At 62.7% G+C, this 16,718-nt stretch carries 17 protein-coding genes; 3 read left to right on the top strand and 14 right to left on the bottom strand.

The window, feature by feature from the left end; translation table 11 throughout:
• Positions 1-118: 118 nt before the first annotated feature.
• Complete coding sequence (locus tag HY556_00685) at positions 119-1,087, top strand: right-handed parallel beta-helix repeat-containing protein (GenBank protein ID MBI4392300.1); 969 nt, start codon at positions 119-121, stop codon at positions 1,085-1,087.
• 72 nt (positions 1,088-1,159) lie between these two features.
• Here HY556_00685 and HY556_00680 read toward each other — a convergent pair whose 3' ends face one another.
• The gene (locus tag HY556_00680; protein MBI4392299.1) at positions 1,160-1,396 is read right to left on the bottom strand and encodes a hypothetical protein; all 237 of its coding nucleotides are present in this window, start codon (positions 1,394-1,396) and stop codon (positions 1,160-1,162) included.
• Positions 1,397-1,715: 319 nt separating this feature from the next.
• Here HY556_00680 and HY556_00675 point away from each other — a divergent pair, with 319 nt between their 5' ends.
• A complete protein-coding gene (locus HY556_00675; protein ID MBI4392298.1) occupies positions 1,716-2,819 on the top strand; it encodes a GTP-binding protein in 1,104 nt (367 codons plus the stop codon).
• A 376-nt stretch (positions 2,820-3,195) separates the two neighbouring features.
• Here the strand turns inward: HY556_00675 and HY556_00670 are convergent, their stop codons facing one another.
• The 5 genes from HY556_00670 to HY556_00650 all read right to left on the bottom strand — a co-directional run bounded on the left by HY556_00670 (position 3,196) and on the right by HY556_00650 (position 5,957).
• Entirely contained in the window at positions 3,196-3,504 is a 309-nt protein-coding gene (locus HY556_00670; protein MBI4392297.1) for a hypothetical protein, read from the bottom strand.
• Positions 3,505-3,615: 111 nt separating this feature from the next.
• Positions 3,616-3,798, bottom strand: coding sequence for a DUF1059 domain-containing protein (locus HY556_00665; GenBank protein ID MBI4392296.1), 183 nt, complete (start codon positions 3,796-3,798; stop codon positions 3,616-3,618).
• Between the two features lie 50 nt (positions 3,799-3,848).
• Positions 3,849-4,034: a DUF1059 domain-containing protein gene (locus tag HY556_00660; GenBank protein ID MBI4392295.1), complete on the bottom strand. Its 186-nt coding sequence runs from the start codon at positions 4,032-4,034 to the stop codon at positions 3,849-3,851.
• Between the two features lie 56 nt (positions 4,035-4,090).
• Positions 4,091-5,539 carry a replication factor C large subunit gene (locus tag HY556_00655; GenBank protein ID MBI4392294.1) on the bottom strand — a complete coding sequence of 483 codons (1,449 nt, stop codon included), beginning with the start codon at positions 5,537-5,539 and terminating at the stop codon, positions 4,091-4,093.
• 235 nt (positions 5,540-5,774) lie between these two features.
• A complete protein-coding gene (locus HY556_00650; protein MBI4392293.1) occupies positions 5,775-5,957 on the bottom strand; it encodes a hypothetical protein in 183 nt (60 codons plus the stop codon).
• A 566-nt stretch (positions 5,958-6,523) separates the two neighbouring features.
• Between HY556_00650 and HY556_00645 the strand changes: the two genes are divergently transcribed.
• Positions 6,524-7,804 (top strand): MgtC/SapB family protein, encoded by a 1,281-nt coding sequence (locus HY556_00645; GenBank protein ID MBI4392292.1) that lies wholly within the window; start codon positions 6,524-6,526, stop codon positions 7,802-7,804.
• A 42-nt stretch (positions 7,805-7,846) separates the two neighbouring features.
• On the opposite strand, the gene HY556_00640 is transcribed toward HY556_00645, so the two are convergent.
• The 8 genes from HY556_00640 to HY556_00605 form a co-directional block, all read right to left on the bottom strand.
• Complete coding sequence (locus tag HY556_00640) at positions 7,847-9,361, bottom strand: AMP phosphorylase (GenBank protein MBI4392291.1); 1,515 nt, start codon at positions 9,359-9,361, stop codon at positions 7,847-7,849.
• Positions 9,362-9,913: 552 nt separating this feature from the next.
• Positions 9,914-10,141, bottom strand: coding sequence for a hypothetical protein (locus HY556_00635; protein MBI4392290.1), 228 nt, complete (start codon positions 10,139-10,141; stop codon positions 9,914-9,916).
• 329 nt (positions 10,142-10,470) lie between these two features.
• Complete coding sequence (locus HY556_00630; GenBank protein ID MBI4392289.1) at positions 10,471-11,010, bottom strand: hypothetical protein; 540 nt, start codon at positions 11,008-11,010, stop codon at positions 10,471-10,473.
• 180 nt (positions 11,011-11,190) lie between these two features.
• Positions 11,191-12,510, bottom strand: a complete 1,320-nt coding sequence (gene aspS / locus HY556_00625; GenBank protein ID MBI4392288.1) for an aspartate--tRNA(Asn) ligase — start codon at positions 12,508-12,510, stop codon at positions 11,191-11,193.
• 224 nt (positions 12,511-12,734) lie between these two features.
• On the bottom strand, positions 12,735-12,977 hold the full coding sequence (locus HY556_00620) for a hypothetical protein (protein MBI4392287.1): 243 nt from the start codon (positions 12,975-12,977) through the stop codon (positions 12,735-12,737).
• Between the two features lie 575 nt (positions 12,978-13,552).
• On the bottom strand, positions 13,553-14,056 hold the full coding sequence (locus HY556_00615) for a hypothetical protein (protein MBI4392286.1): 504 nt from the start codon (positions 14,054-14,056) through the stop codon (positions 13,553-13,555).
• Positions 14,057-14,342: 286 nt separating this feature from the next.
• Positions 14,343-15,530: an OB-fold domain-containing protein gene (locus HY556_00610; GenBank protein ID MBI4392285.1), complete on the bottom strand. Its 1,188-nt coding sequence runs from the start codon at positions 15,528-15,530 to the stop codon at positions 14,343-14,345.
• Positions 15,531-15,532: 2 nt separating this feature from the next.
• Positions 15,533-16,690, bottom strand: coding sequence for a thiolase domain-containing protein (locus tag HY556_00605; protein ID MBI4392284.1), 1,158 nt, complete (start codon positions 16,688-16,690; stop codon positions 15,533-15,535).
• Between the last annotated feature and the right edge of the window lie 28 nt (positions 16,691-16,718).

Genomic DNA, 16,718 nt, shown 5'->3' with positions numbered 1-16,718 from the left:
GCTACCGTACTGGACCGGGCGCGTCTGCTGTCCCTTGGTACGACGGACGCCGTTCCTTTAGAGAGAGGATATGCTCTGCCGCGCGAACGTTGAACCGTCCGCGACGCATGCGTATCGCGTGCGAGAGACGGCCGTTCCGACGCTTCTCGGCATTGTGACGATACTACTCGTCGGGGGCGCGGGTCCCCACGCGGAGGCGGCGCCCCTCGGCGTGACGATCTCGACGCATGCGCCCATTTGCGTGTACGAAGACCTCTCCTCGAAGACGCCGCTCGAACGCTTGGAGAAGTACGGCATCGTTGCCGGTGACGGCACAGAGGATCTGCCGTACATCGTCGCGTTGTGGACGATAACGGACGGTTACCCGCTCGACACGCCGGCCACGGGATGCCGGTTCGCCGCGGCCATCCAATTCTACGGGACCCGCGAGCATTTCGTCGTCCAAGAGAACCGGATCGTCGGCAACAACGCGATGACACAGGGGCTCCTCGTCTACGCGAACGCGACGAACGTCACTATCAACGATAACGCGTTCGTGTGCCCCGGCTGCACCGTCGACCTGCGCGGGATCGACATCGTGAGCACGCCCGGGACGTTCATCGTCTCCGGCAACAACATCAGCGGTTATGCGACCGGTGTCCGCGTGGGGGGTTTCCCGCCGCCCGCATCGATAGTCATCGAGGCCAACCGCATCAACGGAAGCCGGACATGGGGCATCCACCTCGCATCGGCGGGCTCTAGCGTCATCTACCGCAACAACGTGTCGGGAAGCGACATCGGAGCGTTCCTCGACTCGGGGGCGACGAACGCGAGCGTGATCAACAACACGTTCTACATGAACCGCATCGGCGTGCGGGCGGAGCTCTTCTCCGACGGCGTGAGGGTGAACACGAACAACCTCGTGAAGAACGCCGAGTACGGGGTCTTCGGGGAGAGCACCTTCTGTTCGCGGACCCTCGACGGGCGCATGAACTTCTGGAACCACCACTTCGGGGCGAACCAGACGGGAGGGGACAAGGCGAATCTGTGCGTCCAGAAGACGAGCCTGTTCCGCTCGGCGCCTTGGCCGGAGTCCGGGCCTCCCTAGGGCGCGGAAGCTACGAGAATAACGGGCGAAAAAACGGAGTCCGCGACGGAATGACCGGAAGACTTGTACCGCTTACCCAGTGACGCCGTCAAGCAGCTCCGACGGCTCCGCGTGCTCAAGTTTCTGCGGCCCGTCGCGTTTCAAGAAATAGGATCTCAGCGCGTCGGTTATCGTGTCACTGATCTGTTGACCCGTGAGCACCTTCATCGAGTGTAGTTTCACGTGGTATTCGAGCGGAATCTTGACTTTGACTTCCTTCAGGGGTTCCGCGTCGTCCGAAGGTACTGAAGTGCCCGGCCCATTGTCCATAAGTATCAACCTTTCAATTGATTATTACTACAACTATTGGGTTTCAGGTTATTTATACATTGTCGCGAACAATCAACCGGAGAAGATTGGAACGTTCACAGGTCACAGGTCGGGAGAAGGATTTCCCGCCGTCCCGATGACAAGACGGCCCGCCGACTGCCTGGACATGGGGTCCGTTCAAGGCCTCTGCCCATGGCCGCCGCCGGCCGACGACGGGTGACGACTCGCCCCCTTCCCTTCGCCCATGCGACGCGAAACACCGGGCCTTCGTTCGATTCTTATTTAGCAAACCTGCCCTTAACAGCGTGCCCAGAACCAGATGACAATCGACGACGACATCAAGGCGGTCGAGGAGGAGATCTCCAAGACCAAGTACAACAAGGCGACCAGCCACCACATCGGGAAGCTGAAGGCAAAACTTTCCGCGATGCGCGACGAGCAGGTGCGCCGGGCGTCCCAAGGCGGCGGAGGCGGCGGCGGCTATGCGGTCAAGAAGAGCGGGCACGCGACCGTTTCCCTCGTCGGTTTCCCAAGTGTGGGCAAATCCACCGTGCTCAACCGACTCACGAACGCGGATTCCGAGGTGGCCGCCTATGAATTCACGACACTCGACGTGATCCCGGGCCTACTTGAGTACCGCGGAGCGAAGATCCAGGTCCTCGACCTACCCGGACTCATCAAAGGGGCTTCCCGCGGCAAGGGCCGCGGCCGCGAGGTCCTCGCGGTCGTCCGAAACTGCGACCTCGTCATGCTCATCATGGATGCCTTGCGCCCAGACAACATGGAAGTCCTCATCGAAGAACTGCGCGACGCAGGGATCCGATTGAACGAGAAGCCCCCGAACATCCGCATCGTCCACAAGAAACAAGGTGGCATCGGCCTCAACGCCACCGTGAAACTATCGCACCTCAATGAGGAACTTGTGCGCGACGTCATGTCGGAGTTCGGCATGATCAACGCCGATGTCATCGTCCGTCAGGATGCGACGGTGGAGCAGCTCATCGACTACGTGAGCGGCAACCGCATCTACGTCCCGTCGTTCATCGCCATAAACAAGGTGGACGCAATAACGGCGAGCGAACTCAACTCGCTGAAGAAGAAGTGGCATGGCTGGCACACCGTCCCGGTCTCAGCCTCCAAAGGCACCGGCCTCGACGAACTGAGAGAGGCCATCTACGCCAAACTCCGCTTCATACGCGTCTTCATGAAGCCGCCGGGAAAGGAACCGGACTTCAAGGACGCGCTTGTGCTGAAGTCGGGTAGCGACGTCGGAACCGTCTGCGACATGATACACCGCGAATGGCGGCGCAAGTTCCGCTACGCGATAGTCACGGGAACGAGCGCCAAGTTCGCGGAGCAGACGGTGGGACTCGACCACGAGTTGAACGACGAGGACATACTGACGATAGTGACGAGGCGGTAGGATCCGCCAGTAGCTTCGACCTGACCTGGAACATGGCGTCGGCAGGTTCCGAACATTCAACTTCGTTTGTAGCCGAGGAGACGATCGTATTCCGGGTGGGACCCGATCCAGAAAATGGCGACCTCTGACCTTCCTTCTTGCGTTGAGACAGAATAGAGTGCCCGCCACCCTTGCGGTAAGGCAAGCCTGTGGACGTGCCGCATGTGTCGGAATCTCGACGGGATCAAGTCGTCACGGATTCTCTCGCCAAGATATGGAGTGGCCTCAAGTCGCGGCTTGAGCCGCCTGAGCGCCCTCGCTTGCGGTCCTCCGGCGCGACGCATCATGCGCAAGTCCACCGTGACTCGGACGATTCGCGCGGCCACGCCCGGCACGCTCACCGGAGTTCGATGAAACCTTTCTTCGCCCAGAAGGCGGGGTCAGGGTTGTAGGTCCACATGACGCCTCTTCGTGGAGCGTACAGCACGAGACCCAGCCGCTGGAGTTCGTCCACGCACGTGCGGATCGTCGAATGCCTGACGCTCTTGGCCTTCATCCGTCGCTTTATCTCGGCCAAAGGCAAAGGACCCTCCCCGCGACTGTCGGCCTTGCGGAGAATGATCTCGATCGCGTGTAGTGTCGTCAGGGTGGGGGCTGGCCCACGGATCGTCTTCGGCAACGCGGGAGGCTCTTTCAGGCGAGACATTGAATGAGACATATTTGTCGTATGACGTATTTGTAACATGCGGCTCGGCAAAGAGGACTGCTAGCCGCGGACGGATAAGTCTTCGCCCGTTTGGGGCGAACGCCGCCCGCCTCACTCCACCTTGATCATTCCCTTGGCCATCGCCTTCGACGCCTTCTTTCCATGCACCTTCTCGGCGTGGTGGAGGTACGTCTCGATGACTTCGTCCTCGTCGTGGCTTTTCACCGTGAAGCCGCAATCGGTGATCGGGAAGCAAACGAAGACGTGGAATTTCTTTGGCGTAGGCTCGTCCATGCGTGGGCCCAAGCGTTCGCCCCAAAAAAAGCCTTCGAATCCTCTGGCGCCTACCCTTTCTTGATCAATCCTTTGACGCCCGCCCTGGAGACTCGCATCTTATGCCCTTTCTCGGCGTGGATGACCGCCATGTCCACCACTTCCTCCTCGTTGTGGCTTCTCACGGAGAAGCCGCACTCTTCTATCGGGTAGCACGTGTAGATCACGTACTCCCTCTGGTCTTGGGGTTTGTCCATGTGTTCTCGAACCTCCTATAGCCTAGCGGTGGTTGAAGAGCGTTTGCGTTGCGCACCTAGAATTCCATGAGTTTCTTCTGCCTCTTCGGGGCGGGTTTTTCCGGCTCCTCTTCTTGTGGGGGTGCTTCCTCGGCCGGTTCGGGCTCTTCCACGGGTTCGGGCTCCGGCGTAGGCGCTCCTTTCGCCGTTGGAAGCGCTTTGATCTTCTTCGCTTCCTCAAGCACCGCCTTCACTTCGTTCGAATCGACGCCCGACCCCATGATGAGCGCCAACTCGTGGTCCTCCACGTCGAAGTCGTGGACGAACTTGCCCCCGAGCGTCGGGACATTCGTGAAGAGTGTGCGTAGGAACGGGAACACGTCGTTTCGGGCGACGCGCCGGCCCACGTGGAGCGCCTCGCCTACTTTGCGCGAAGCGGACTTTCTCGTCTCCCGTATCGCCCTGGCGGTGGACATCTTCTTGAGGTAGGTCGGGAACCGGTAGGGCGTGAAGCCGGGGTAGCGCCGGCGTTTGGCGACGGTGACCCCGAACGCCGCTGTCTCCTTCGCGTACTGCCACAGGCCGTAGTTCCCGGTCCGCACCGTTCTCCCGAGGAACGTGTCGGCGCGGGAGAGCCACGCGAGGCCTTCGACCAGATCCGCCGGGTCCTTGTATTCCAATGGAAGGTTCTCGTCGAGCCAGAGGAGTAGCATGTCGGGCGTTTCGTCGAGGTCGAAAAGCACCGTGCGCACGGAGTCGATCTTCTCGGACTTGAATATCTCGCGCACGGCGTCGAAGATGGATGCGCGGGCGTCCCTGAAGCCGATTGCTTCGACGTCGGCGGCCTTCAACTCGGTCTTTCCCGCCGTCAACGCCTGAAGGTCGTTTATGGCGCTTCGAAGGTCGCCGCCGCTACGCTCCGCGATGTTGATGAGCGCCTCCGGTTCCGCCGTCATCCCCTCGGCCTTCAGGATGTTCCGAAGCACTGGAGGGATCGCGTTCTTCATCACGTGGCTGAACTTCACGACCTTGCATTGGTTGACGAGGGAGGCGCCGCGTCGCTGCAACTCGTACTGGTCGTTGCAGATGAGTATCATGGGTTGCGCCGTCTCGCGGATGGTCTCCGCGATCGCCTTCACGCCGCCCCGGTCCTCGCGGCCGAAGACGTTGTCCGCCTCGTCGAGGATGACGAGGGTGCGGCCGGCGTTCGTGTCCTTCACGAAGCTACCGTCGGCACCGAACCCGCGGTGCTTCGAACCCGCGCCCGCGACTCGCCGGATCGCCTCTTCGTTACGCGAATCGGACGCGTTCAACTCGATCACTCCCCACCCCATGTCGTGGGCGAGCGCATGGGCGGCCGAGGTCTTTCCTATCCCGGGGTCGCCTGAAAGAAGGAGAGCGCGCTTCTCCGGTACGCCCGCTTCCCAGCTATCCGCCCACGCCTTCATATCGGCGAGCGCTTTTGCGTTGGCCGCCACGTCGGCAAGGGTCTTTGGGCGGTATTTCTCCGTCCACTCGGTGGGCACGGGACGTGGATCGCACTCCCGCTAGATTACCCCGACGCCTGGATTCGCGATGCCATCAGACGGCGAGAAGGCCCATACCTGCACGCGACGTCCCCCTGGGAAAAGGGTGACCCGGCCAGCCCGATCGGGTTTGGCAGCATGGAACGAAGCGGTCTGGCGGGCAGAGCGTGATGTTCCGGGAAAAAGCCCATCGCGCCGGAAGTGCAGCGCTACGCGGCCCGTGACCGGTGCACGGCTACTGCGGGTTCCCGCGCGTCGTGAGATACAGGCCAGCGAGGCCAAAGCCCAGGGGGATCACCGTCACCGCGTAGACACCCTGCTCGAACCAGCGGCCGGTGATGCTGTACATGTACGCGTAGAAGACCACGGCGAAGACGACCAGGAGGAGGCTCACGGCCGTCCAGATGGAGAAACGCATCGGCCGGAAGATGCCGGAGGTGTATAAAAATGCTACCGAGTGGAGCGGAATCGAATCAAGGGCGCATATACCTATAAGTACGTACTAGCGCGACTATTCCTCGAACTCCCCGCTTTCCGACTCGATCTGCTCGTAGAGCTCATCCTGCTGCTTCTGGTACTTCTCTTTTGAGATGAATAGGTCGCACCAGTAATCGGCGCTGGTGAGCTTCTCGTGGGCGTTGCAATAGCCTGTCCGGTCATCGAAACCGAACTCGGGCGACGAGCCCCAATGCCCGCACTTCTTGCAGTTCTCCCCCGGCTGTTTCGCCAGTCACATCACTCCGACGGCGCGAAGATGTGGTAATGGGTAATATAGGCTACTGCCCACGCGGGGAGGCCCGGTGGCCGCAAGGACTCGCAAGGGCCGAGGAACCCTCCATGCCGCGGGAAGTCCGGACACATGGACCGGCGTGCGGCGCCTAAGCAAGAAGACCGTCCACGGAGAACGGGCGAGACCGCGCGATCTTGCGTGCTCGGACTCTCGCATTTTAAGCCACGGGCCCACCTTCGAGAGACGAGGACAAAGTGGCCGGCCTGGAGTTTCAAGTCAGTTTCGAGTTCCTCGTGAAGCTCGCCGTCGTCGTCGGCGCAGGCCTTCTCGTGGGGCTCGAACGCGAGCACCGCACGGACAAGAAGCTCGTCATAGCGGGGGTGCGCACCTTCCCCCTCATCGCCGTCGCGGGGCTACTCACGCAACAACTCGCCATCGCCTCCGACACGGGGCTCGTCGTCGCGTTCGGGCTCGCGATGGCCGGCATATTCGCCATCAGCATGTTCGTGGTGCGCCACCTCCTCGGCGAGACCGGCTTCACGACCCCGATGTCGATCTTTGTGATCTACCTCGTCGGCGTAATGGTCGGCTACGGATTCCTCCTCGAAGGAACGATAATAGCCGTGATGACGACCGGGCTGCTTCTCACGAAGCGCCGGCTCCACCTCATAGCGCACCACCTCTCCGACGACGAGATAAGCGCCGCGCTCCAATTCGTGACCATCGCCTTCATCCTCTACCCGCTCTCGCCCGACGGCCCCCTGGACCCGTGGGGCATCTGGAACCTGCGCACGATAATCCTCATCGTCGTCTTCGTCTCCGCCTTCTCCTTCGCATCGTTCATCGGTATGCGCCAGATCGGGGCGCGCCGCGGGATCGTCGCCGCGGGCCTACTCGGCGGTCTCGTCAACTCCGAGGCCACCGCCGCATCCCTCGGCCAGATAGCCGCCGCGAACCCTTCCCTGGTCGCCCACGCGGCGGCAGGGACACTTCTTGCGACGGCCGCGATGTTTGGGCGCAACCTAGCCATAGCCGCCTTCGTCGACCCGAGTCTCCGCCTCGCGCAGGTGCTGCTCATCCCGGCGGCGGCGATGGCGTGCATCTGTGTAGGAGCGTCGTTCTTGAAACATGACCGCGACGTCGACGACGCGGCCACTATCGCCCTCAAGAACCCGTTCGCCATCTGGCCGGCCGTGAAGTTCGGCGCCCTCTTCGCGCTTCTCGCGGGCTTTGCGTTCTTCGCCTCGGGACGGGGCGAATCCGGCGTCTACGCGACCGCGCTCGGCGGCTTCATCCACGCGGCCGCCGTCGTCGCATCCGTTACGCTCCTTTACGCGAGCGGCACGATCCCCCTCAAAGTCGCCGCCCTCACGGCCGTGGCCGCGATGACGTTGAGCACCGTGAACAAGTTCATAATCGTCCGCTCCGCCAACAAGAAAGTGGCCGAGCGCGTCGCCTTGCCCATAGCGGCCGCCGCGGCCGTCGGCGTCGCCGCGCTCGTCATCATCGAATTCTACGCGCGGCTGCCGGCGTGAAGCCAAGGCGCGCCTACTAGATCGGCGACACCCGGCCTTGGGTCAAAACTCCTGGAAGTCCGGCACGCGTTGGAGAACCATGCCTTCGATCGTGACCGGCACGCCCCGCTTCGCCTCCGCGAGCGCCGTCTTGAGGTTGTACTCCGAACTCGAATAGATCGTCAGAAGCGGCTCCTCCGTGTCCACCTTGTCACCGCGCTTCTTATGAAGGACGACGCCCGCGCCACCGTCTTTTGGGGCGCCGGCGAGCCTCGCGATGTGGACGAGCCGGCGGTTCGCAACGCCCGTGAGGTAACCGCCGTTTGGAGCGAGGATCGAGGCCGAGTGACGGCCGATCTCCTGCTCCTTCGGTTTCATGCCACCCTGCGCTATGACTATCTCGTCGAACTTCTGCAGCGCCTTCCCGCTTTCAAGGATCTCTTGGGCGAGTCTGCGGCCCTTGCCGCGCGCCGTGACGCCGCCCATCTCCAGGAGCATCCCGGCGATGCCGACGGATTTCTCGACGAGCGATTGCGGCGCGTCGCCGTTGTTGAGCGCGAGCAACGCCTCGTTCGCCTCGAGCGCAGGGCCGATGGCCTTTCCCACCGGTTGCCCACCGTACGTTATCGCGCATTCCACCTTCATCCCAAGCCTCTCGCCGAGGTCGATGAAGTCGCGGGCGATCTTACGGGCCTCGTCCTGTTGGACGATCTTCGTGCCCTCGCCCATCGGAAGGTCGATGACGACGTTACGCGCCCCGACCGCCTTCTTCTTCGCCATGACACTCGCAAGGAGCTGCGAGCGGGGATCGAGCGAAAGGGGATGCTCGACGCGTATGATGATGTCGTCCGCAGGGGCGAGGTTCACGCCACCGCCCCATGAGAGGACACCTCCGACTTCGAGCGTGATGCGTTTGATCTCCTCGGCCGAGAGGCGCACGTTGCAAAAGAGTTCCATGATGTCGGCCGTTCCCGCCGCACCCGTCACCGCCCTCGACGAGGTCTTCGGGATGAGCAGCCCCGCCGCCGCCACAATGGGGACGACGAGCAGCGAGATCTTGTTCCCCGGCACGCCACCTATAGAGTGCTTGTCGAAGATCTCGGCGCCCTCGAAATCGATCACCTCGCCGTACTTCACCATCGCGTTCGTGAGGTCCTCGACCTCCCGCAGGTTCATGTCACGGATCTGGATGCTCGTGACGTAGGCCGCGAGTTCGATGTCTGTTAGGCTGCCGTCGACCACATCGCGGATGAGCGTGTCTATCTCTTCGCGCGAGAGGTCCTTCCCCTCCATCTTCTTCCTGATGTAAGCGACACTCGCCGGTTTGTCGGCGGGGACGACCTTGAGCGTGTTGCCTTCCGTCAGTTCGAGCCTTTGCTGGACCTCGAAAAAGACCCCGACCTGCCCGCGTTCGATGAAGGAATCGGTCGTGTCGACTATCGCGGTGATCGTCTCGTCGGAGCGCGATATCTTCACGCGGTCCTGCGAGTGGATGCCGAGCTCCTCGGCGTCCTTCTCGTGGAGGATCACCTGGTACTTGCCGAGGTCGATGTCGAAAAGCCTAACGACGAGCTTCAGCCCATCCATCGAGTCATTTCCTCATGTCCGCGCGGTCGGAAAAACGTAAGGCTTCCCGTTGTCCTCCGCTCCCGCGGCGTATAATGGAGACTCCACGGGTATTAAACCCTGCTTTAGCGCACGTTTGGAAACATCGTCATTGGCATTTGCCCGGGGCCGTTCAAAAGATTGCGCTGCCTCCATGGAAAACCCCCGTGCGCCCCGGCATCCGGTGCATGCCCGGCGGCCGGACGCGCGGGGCGACCCGTTCCACTGATGCGGAAAGAATGCCCCGCCCCCGTTTGCCTCTCCTTCTTCGCCTCGGACGTTGGTTTTCGCAGGGATTTTTTCGCGCCACGCGTTGCTCCAGCACCCTTTACAAAAGGGTGCATCCAAAGTGGGCGACCTCGTGCCCTCCCGGGCCCTCGGTCCCCCCTACGCGTTGCTCCAGCACCCTTTACCGCGGCGCACGCCGGGCGTGCGCGCGGCCCCGCGCAAACAGTTGTTTGCGCCAGGGCCAAAGGGTGCATCCAAAGTGGGCGACCTCGTGCCCTCCCGGGCCCTCGGTCCCCCTTACGCGTTGTTCCAGGCGTCTGTGCCTTCCGCGAACCCACCCTTCACGTGCATCGGGTGCCTGTTGATGATGCTCATCGTGCGGGCGATCGAGTCGACGGACCGGATCCTGTGTTCCACGTTCGCTGCCTCTTTCGGCGCTTCGGGCGCCTCCAGGTGTTCGCCCGATTCGAACCGTGCCTCGCTTGCCTCCAAGACGGATTCCAATCGGTTGTGTTTTGGTCGCATGTTTCAGCCTCCACCGCGTCGTGCGGTGCTGGTCCGTTGATTTTGGATTATTTATACAATTTCCTCAGACCCTATTCGAGATACGGGCGCTTTTTTCGGCACGCCGCCGGTCGGAAGCCGGTTTCCCGACAGACGGTTTCTTAGAGCCTCAACCGTGATTAGGACCGGTTCAGGTCTGTCAAAAGGCGTTCCACAAAAACGGAGAATCGGCCGAGAAACCGCATGGCGCCCCGCTCACATCGCGGACCCGGACCCTCGACGAGAAGGAACGGACGTGGCGGCCCTGGCACGGCAGGGGAACTCAACGCGTGTCACGGTCCGCGGCAAACTCACACAGGCATCGCGACCGTGAACTCGCACCGGTCGTCCCCGAGCCCCCAGCACTTGGTCTCGGTGACGGAAGCACCGTCGATCTCACGCTCGACGAAACTCTCCAACGCCCCGGCGACGATGCCCGCCTCGAAACGGCACAAAGCCCGGCCAGAAGGTTTCGCGCCAGCGCAGTGTACGCACTCCGTTATCGTAAAGCGGATGTAGCCAGGTTGGATCCTGAAACTCGCTATCCCCACCTTGAAATCGTATAGGGCCTCGGAAAGGACGGCCAGTTTCTTCGGAAGGTGGATGGTGTTCTTGGAGACCACGCGCGAGAACACGTCGCCGGCGCGTTTGCCCGCGGTGAACAGATGGTCCTCGATGACGGCATCGTCCTCCAAAGTGTGAAGGTCCGTGACCAGGCTATCCGAAAAGAGTCGGAAGTAGTCGAGAGGCAACTCTTCACCTAGCGTCCCGCGTGCCCGAAGTTCCCGCTGCGGCGGCGACAATGTGCTTGCGACAGGCGTAGCATCCCTTTGGATCGGCATTGGCGGCAACCGACCATATCTCGCAACCCGTCGCGTAAGAGCGTTTAGGGAAACCCTCAAATACAAAAAGCCGCCGCTTGAGGCCCCGTGGGCCCCCCAGAAGGCGACCAACGTGGTGGCGCCCGCAAGACGTGGTCGATTCTCATCATGGAGGGTCGTTCAAGCCAGGATTCGACGCCGAAAACTCCCTTATGGGGTCAATCTCTGCCTGTCGCGCGGGAACAGTATCGCTTCCCGCACGTTCTCGACCCCAAGAAGTTCCATCACCAGACGTTCGATCCCCAACCCGAACCCGCCGTGCGGCGGCATGCCGTAACGGAATGCGGACAAGTACGCCTCGAAATCCTTCGGATTCAGGCCCTTCTCCTCCAATCGCTTCACGAGTTTGTCGGAATCGTGCTGCCGTTGGGCCCCACTCGTGACTTCGAGTCCCTTGTGGTCGAGGTCGAACGAACGAGACAGCTGCGACCCGTCCTCCACGTAGGCGTAGAAAGGTTTCGCCGCTGCCGGGTAATGCTTTATGAAGTAGAACTCGTGCCCCTTCGCGAGCATGAGATCGCCGAGCTTCTTCTCGCCCTCGGTGCCGAGGTCCTCGCCCCATTCGAGCTTCAACCCCGCCTCGTTGACGAGTCGAATGGCCTCGTCGTAGGTGACGCGCGGGAACGGCAACGTTGGCACCACGGGCTTCGCCCCGACGGCCGCGAGCGCCGCTGTCTCGTTCTTCGTGATGTCCGTCCAGATCCGTTGGATAAGCCGTTCCAGAAGGCCCATCACGTCCTCTTCGCTAGAGACGTAGGCCATCTCCACGTCGATGGCGGTCGATTCGTTGAGGTGGCGACGCGTGTTGTGCTCCTCCGCGCGGAAGTACCACGCGATCTCGTAGACCCGGTCGAGGCCCGTCGCCATCATCATCTGCTTGTAGAGTTGCGGCGATTGGGCAAGGAACGCCTGTTTCTCGAAATAGGCGACGGGGAAAAGATCGGTCCCGCCCTCGGAAGCGGCGGAGATCATCTTCGGCGTATGGATCTCCGTGAAACCGCGTTCGGCGAAGAACGCATGGGCCGACCGGAGCATCGCGCTACGAACGTGGAAGATCGCCGCGACCTCGGGCTTTCTGAGGTCCATGTACCGGTTGTCGAGACGCGTGTCGATCTCGGCATGCACCTTGTCCGCCACGGGAAGAGGCAGTGGGGCCGCCGCCCGGGAAAGCACCTCTACTTCGAGCGGGAATATCTCATAACCGTTACGCGCTTGAGGCGAGGCTTTCACGCTCCCGCGGATCGCGATCACCGATTCGCGGTTGATGCCCAACAGTTGGTCGAGCAGCTGCTTCTCGATCTTTTTCTTCGGAAGCACGACCTGGAGCGTCCCCTCCCGGTCGCGCAGGATGATGAACGCGATGCCGCCGAGGTCGCGCGACTCGTGGATCCAACCGGCGACCACGGCCTCCTTGCCGTCGTCGGCGGGACTTATCGCGAGCGAGTAGCGGCGCTTCGAAAGGTCGATCATGGGCGTCGCTTCGCCAAGCGGCTAATCGTTAATGAACATAGCGCCGGCGCGCCCGCTGCCAAGCTAAAGACAAGACGACGCGTCGCGATGCCGCCGGACCTCTCGCCCGCGTCGACGGGCAGGAAACGGTGAGCGCCAGCGCGCGCCGGATGCCGGCGACCGCCGACAAAGCAATGATCGAACGAAGGGGCGAAGGGTCACAAACCGCCCGTGTGGGATGCCGTCTACGAACGGGCCAAGCGTCCCAAGTCGGCGATGCGAGCACGCTCCCGCAAGGCCTTGCAATCGAAGCAAAGCCTCGGATCCGGCTTCGTAGTGTCGGTGGCCAACAGGATCCGCCGGTCGTGATCGACGGTGGTCTCCGCTTCTCCAAGCCACCCCGTGTTCTCTGGGGGACTGAAGTAGTCCGCGTGCTTTCCGCCAAGCACTGGCTTGCCGCACTCTCGACACGTTGGGGACGCTGACACGCTTCGCCCTTCTGACGGGTGATGGTCGTCTAGGGGCGGTGATTAACGTTTGCCGGTATGTTTAAGAAAAGGTCGCCACCGTGTTCGCGGGCGAGCCGCCCTGATGCCGACCCGCGTGTGAATGCGCCGGATCGGCCCCTAGTACGATTGCGCGCCGCCGAAACCATGAGTCCGGGGCTTCATCACGCGAGGCAAAACGGAGCCCGTGATCACGCCAGGCCGAACGACGACGGTCCCGTTTCTACCCTCGAACGAGCCAATGAAGCGCAACCGTGGCAAAGGAGGAGCGCGAGGGGGTGTTGGTCGGGAACGTGGACGTGCCGCGCGTTTGGCGGCGGTGTCCCTACCCCGAAATAATCGGTTCTTCTACCCTCCAGGATCGGCCTTCGGCAGACGGCGCACCGTGGTGGCGGATACAAGGCAACCCTCGCGTGTACCTGTCTGCATCCCGGGAGTCTTGAGCATTGTCTACTTACTACGAAAACCGCTTCGAGGGCGCGGGCTCAGGAAAAAGCACTGGTAAACCCGGCCATCCTCGGATCCGCCCTCCCTTATCGGTCGCCAGCCGCAGACCGTCAAATACTCGCTTCGAACTCCACGACAAGCCGCCCCCACTCACGCGTGTCCGCCGTCAATTGTACGGAGTGTACGCCCGCCGCGAGGCGCTTTGTATCGACCAAGAAGACAGCCTCATCGTTCTTGGCGAAGACGAACGGCTGCGAGTCGCGGACGGATTTCGCGAGCGTCGATTTGGCCGCGACCTTCACGCAGAGTCGTGCAACGGCGACTCTCGCGCCATCGATCAAGAGCTGCGGGAACGAAACGATCGTTGCCGTCGAGAACTGGTTCCGTAGACTGAAGACGACGGATTGCCTGGCGTTCGCGAGGCTTCCCTCCACGTACATCTTGCGAAGGATCGCTTCTGGCACGCGGATCCGCCTCGGCTCACCCGCGGCATCCTCGCCCGCCTGGTGTCCGGGCACACGGATCCGCTTCGCCTCGTCCACCGCATTCTTGCGTTCGACGCTTGGTGGCGTTCCGCGCTTCGCCGACGTCCCTCTATCGTCGTCGGTGCTCATCGGTGGGGCGACACCGGCACGCCTAGGGCCCACGACACGATGCCCGCCCCGGACGAGGGAGGACGCGGCGCGCTTCGCCCTTCTCGGCTTGGTCTTCACCGTCTTGCGTGGCGGTACGCGCGCTTTTCGGGCCCGGCCAGCCGGCCGCGCGACCATCAAGAAAACGAGAAGGGCCGCCCATAGCCATTGCGCCACGGAGGCGCCGAGGGGGCGCGCGGTGGAAAGACCTTTCTCAAAACGTCTGCTTTAGACCTGGTCGGACCAATGGGCCTGACGCACAAAACGCTCAAGGCACGCTTGGCACGAACTTGAGGCCATATCGCGAAGACCCGTCCTGCTTGTAGATGCGCCTGAAAGCCGCCTGGACTCTTGTCCCCACCGTGGGCTCGCCGCCAAACCCGCAGGCAAGTTGTGAAACGACCTTCGGCCCTTCGTCGAGTTCCACGATCGCCACCCAATACGGCCCGGAAAGCGCCTCCTGCATCGCGAACTCGGCGGGCGCCCCGCCCCGGCCGATCCTCGTGAGCGAGTATGTCGTGCCGCGCCCCGAAAGGCGAAGCGTCACCATCTGTCCGGCGCCGCACTCGTTGCAAGTCTCGTTGGGCGGGAAGTTCACGGCCTTGCATGAACCGCACACCGCGCCTTCCAAATGGTAGCGGGCCCGGGAGCCGGCAAGCCACGTGGCCTGAGACACGAAAGCCCCCATGGGTTTGTCGTGGATGTGCCCGGTCTCCACACCTATTGCCCGCAACCGGTCGAAGGACTCCTGCGGGATCGGCGTCGTCTTGGGCTCGAAGCGGAAAGCACCCGGCACATCTGCGGCCCGTCCGACCCCCAAGACGGGACGCTTAGAGCCTGAAGGGGCGAGCGTGAACCGATCGCTTCGGACCGCGGCGACAGCATCCATGAGTTCGGCGATGAAGCCCGCTGCCCCCATGTCGACCACGCCGAGTGCGCGAGAGACCGATCTCCCCTTGAAACCGGTCGGCAGGGAAAGATCGCAGGTTCCCGTCCGTGTGACTATGGCCGCGGCCGCCAAAGCGCCGCCGGAAAGCGATCGAGACGCGTCATGGGTCGCCAAGACGAGCATCGGTCTGTCTTCGTCCCCAGATCGAGTCGCCGCCGCAAGCAGCGTCTTGGCCGCGCCGATTGGCGTGTCCGGAAACCTCACGACGGGAACGCCGGTGAGTTCGAGGACATCGAGGACGGTGGTCTCCGAGAACGCTTCGCCGAAGGCGCTCGGGCGCGGCTTGCGAGCGGTCGATGCCACGAACACGCAGGCCATTTCGCGCGGTGAGAGCCGCGTGTGGGCCAGCACCGCGCGGACCGCGTCGACGGCGAGCGTGTTCTCGTCTTCGTCGAACGCGGTCACGAGCCGCCGCAAGGCGGACCGTCGCGTCTTGCCGCGCCTCTTCTCATCTACGTGTACCTCGAAGGAAGGATACGCGATGCCGAACGACGCGACCCCCGCCATCTTCAGCGCTCCAGGACATGGACCGCGGCGCTCGCGCCGGAGCCGCCGACGTTGTGCGTAAGACCGACCTCGGCATTCTCCACCTGCCGTTCTCCCGCTTGGCCCCGTAGCTGCTTCCACACCTCGTACACCTGGCCGGTGCCGGTCGCGCCGAGCGGATGGCCCTTCGCCTTGAGGCCGCCACCTGGATTGATCGTCGGCCGGCCGCCTATTCTTCCCCGGCCTTCGAGGGCGAAGCGCCCGCCTTCGCCTTTGGCGACGAAGCCAAGGTCCTCGACGGCCATCACTTCCGCGATTGTGAAGCAGTCATGGACCTCGGCCACGTCCACATCGCTTTCCGTGTGCCCCGCCTGCGCGAACGCGTCTCGAGCTGCGCGGGCCGTCGCGTCGAGACGTGTCAAGGACTTACGCGACATGAGCGCCAGATGATCCGAACTCGCTCCGGAACCCGTGACCCAAATGGGCGTGTCCGTCAATTCGCGCGCCACTTCCTCGGATGCGACGAGGACGGCGGTCGCCCCGTCCGTCGTGGAGCAACAGTCGAAAAGATGGAGCGGCGAGGCGACCTCCGCCGATTGGAGCGCTTTCTCCATCGTTATCTCCTTCCTGAACTGCGCTTTCGGGTTTCTGGCGCCGTTCGCGTGGTTCTTCACGGCGACGGCCGCGAGCGCTTCCCGTGTCGTCCCGTACTCGATCATGTGGCGCTCGGCCATCAACGCGTAGACTCCGGCGAACGTGAGGCCTGCCGTGCGTTCCCATTCGGTGTCGCCGGAGACCCCGAGCCAGAAACGCTTGTGGATCGGCGAGAGGTCGTTCATCCGTTCGATACCTCCCGCGAGGACGAGGTCGCGTTCCCCGGACTTCACCGCAAGGACGGCATCGCGAAACGCATAGCCCGAGGAGGCACACGCGTTCTCGACGCGGCGACAGGGAATAGAAGGCGACACGGAGGTCTCGGTGACGAAGGGGCCGAGGTTTCCCAGTTGGCCGCCGCCGAACCCGAGGGAACCGATGTATGCCTCCTCGATGTCTCGCGCGTCGAAGTTGCGATCGACATTGGAGGCGAGTTCGGTGAAGGCCTCGTGGAAAAGCTGGCGGAGAGTAAGGTTACGGTCGCCGAAAACTGAATGGCCGGCTCCGACGACGGCGACGCGGGGCATCAGACGATTTACGAAGCTCCTAGGCAAA

This window comes from Euryarchaeota archaeon (assembly GCA_016207515.1).
Classification (GTDB): domain Archaea; phylum Thermoplasmatota; class SW-10-69-26; order JACQPN01; family JACQPN01; genus JACQPN01.
Note: the sequence above shows the minus strand (reverse complement) of the source record. Positions and strands in the feature narration are given on the sequence as shown.

What these genes read in the sequence shown, in the direction of transcription:
- HY556_00665 (MBI4392296.1), bottom strand. Translation starts at nt 3,798, where the DNA reads ATGGACGAGCCTACGCCAAAGAAATTCCACGTCTTCGTTTGCTTCCCG.
- HY556_00610 (MBI4392285.1), bottom strand. Translation starts at nt 15,530, where the DNA reads ATGGCGGGGGTCGCGTCGTTCGGCATCGCGTATCCTTCCTTCGAGGTA.
- HY556_00670 (MBI4392297.1), bottom strand. Translation starts at nt 3,504, where the DNA reads ATGTCTCGCCTGAAAGAGCCTCCCGCGTTGCCGAAGACGATCCGTGGG.
- HY556_00660 (MBI4392295.1), bottom strand. Translation starts at nt 4,034, where the DNA reads ATGGACAAACCCCAAGACCAGAGGGAGTACGTGATCTACACGTGCTAC.
- HY556_00680 (MBI4392299.1), bottom strand. Translation starts at nt 1,396, where the DNA reads ATGGACAATGGGCCGGGCACTTCAGTACCTTCGGACGACGCGGAACCC.
- HY556_00605 (MBI4392284.1), bottom strand. Translation starts at nt 16,690, where the DNA reads ATGCCCCGCGTCGCCGTCGTCGGAGCCGGCCATTCAGTTTTCGGCGAC.
- HY556_00675 (MBI4392298.1), top strand. Translation starts at nt 1,716, where the DNA reads ATGACAATCGACGACGACATCAAGGCGGTCGAGGAGGAGATCTCCAAG.
- HY556_00650 (MBI4392293.1), bottom strand. Translation starts at nt 5,957, where the DNA reads ATGCGTTTCTCCATCTGGACGGCCGTGAGCCTCCTCCTGGTCGTCTTC.
- HY556_00635 (MBI4392290.1), bottom strand. Translation starts at nt 10,141, where the DNA reads ATGCGACCAAAACACAACCGATTGGAATCCGTCTTGGAGGCAAGCGAG.
- aspS (MBI4392288.1), bottom strand. Translation starts at nt 12,510, where the DNA reads ATGATCGACCTTTCGAAGCGCCGCTACTCGCTCGCGATAAGTCCCGCC.
- HY556_00615 (MBI4392286.1), bottom strand. Translation starts at nt 14,056, where the DNA reads ATGAGCACCGACGACGATAGAGGGACGTCGGCGAAGCGCGGAACGCCA.